The organism is Sphingobacterium haloxyli (genome assembly GCF_002980525.1).
Classification (GTDB): domain Bacteria; phylum Bacteroidota; class Bacteroidia; order Sphingobacteriales; family Sphingobacteriaceae; genus Sphingobacterium; species Sphingobacterium haloxyli.
The window spans coordinates 1-1811 of record NZ_PVBQ01000039.1 but is presented as its reverse complement, the minus strand read 5'-3'; the positions used below and the strand labels follow the sequence as shown (position 1 = coordinate 1811).

Sequence of the window (1811 nt, the reverse complement as noted above, 5' to 3'; positions counted from 1 at the left end):
GAGGCTGTCTAAAAAGCCTTTTAAAAAAAGATCCCCGATACGGCAAAGTGTCGGGGATTTTTATTGTTTGTCCTAAAAAATGGTTATTTTTAGGTGCACCCAAACAATATGGCAAACATACTATTCAAAGCATTACCGTCCAATAGTCCGAGTCTTTTTCCGGAAGATATTTTTGCAAAAATTCCTGCTGGTCATCCTGTACGTCTGGTTAACGAAGTGGTTGATAAATTGAACATTGAGCACATCATAGGGCAGTACAAAGGCGGCGGCACGACAGGTTTCCACCCGCGTATGATGATCAAGGTGCTGTTCTACGCCTACCTGAGCAACATCTATTCATGCCGTAAGATTGAAAGAGCGCTACAGGAGAACATCTATTTCATGTGGCTATCCGGGCACAGCACACCGGATTACCGGACAATCAACTACTTCCGGGGCAAGAGGCTCAAAGGGCATATCCAGTCACTTTTTGCCGAAGTTGTCCGTCTGCTTGCCGAACTGGGCTATGTGAGCCTGAAGGTCCAGTACATAGATGGTACGAAGATCGAATCGGCGGCAGGCCGTTACACTTTTGTATGGAAAGGTTCGGTTGAAAAGAACAGAGCCAAACTGGAAAATAAAATACAGTCGGTGCTCTCGGACATTGAATCACAGATAAGACAGGACCAATCGGAACTGAACAGGGATGAAACCCCCAGACCTATTAAGAGCGATGAACTCAGGGACAGACTTTCCGCGCTGAACGAAAAACTCAAAGAAGCAGCAAAGCCTACCCAAAAACAGCTTAAAAAGCTGCGGGAGGAGCATCTTCCAAGGCTGGAAAAATACGAGAAACAACTGGCGGCGCTGGGAGAAAGGAACAGTTACAGCAAAACCGATGTGGATGCTACCTTCATGCGGCTGAAAGATGACCATATGCAGAATGGACAGCTCAAACCGGCCTACAATACGCAGATCAGTACGGAAGAACAGTTCATCACCCACTACAGTATCCATCAGAGTGCAGGAGATACCACTACGCTGAAAGACCACCTTGAGGGCTTTGAAGAACGCTATGACAGACAGAGTGATGTAGTGGTGGCCGATGCGGGTTACGGCAGTGAAGAGAACTATGAGATGCTGGAATCAAAGAAAATAGAGGGTTATGTCAAGTACAATTACTTCCATAAAGAGCAGAAACGCGCACAGAAGAACAACCCCTTCCTTTTGCAGAACCTGTACTATAATAAGGAGGAAGACTTCTATGTATGCCCCATGGGACAGAAGATGGCCTTTGCCGGTAAGGGTAAGCGGGAGAGCACCAATGGATATGTCTCCCGGGTGAGCTATTATCAGGCCAGGCGCTGCGAAGGCTGCCCCATGCGGGGACAATGCCATAAGGCCAAAGGCAACAGGACAATCGAAGTCAACCACCGCTTGAACGAACTGAAGGCCAGGGCAAGGGAACGCCTGACCTCGGAAACAGGAAAGTACCACCGGAGCAAACGCCCCATAGAAGTGGAGGCCGTCTTCGGCCAGATGAAAAGCAACAACCGGTTCAACAGGTTCTCGATGAAGGGGCTTGAAAAGGTGGATATTGAGTTTGCCCTGATGTGTATAGGACATAACCTGAGAAAATGGTCGAAAAAACTCCTGAAAACAACTTTCTCCGGACCAAACGACGAACCTAAATACAATAATCCGCTTATTTATGACCAGTCATGGATAAATTATCTATATCAACCGCTGGCGGCCTAGGCTAATCTCCTAAAACCCTTACAGACCATAAGCCCATAATAAAACAAAAGAAGGCGCCCTTTTTAGACGCCTTC

Annotated in this window: 1 pseudogene; it reads left to right on the top strand. The window is 47.2% G+C overall.

Annotation, left to right across the window (positions count from 1 at the left end):
• Positions 1-108: 108 nt before the first annotated feature.
• Positions 109-1632 (top strand): annotated as a pseudogene (locus C5745_RS19825) (IS1182 family transposase); the annotation flags it as partial.
• Between the last annotated feature and the right edge of the window lie 179 nt (positions 1633-1811).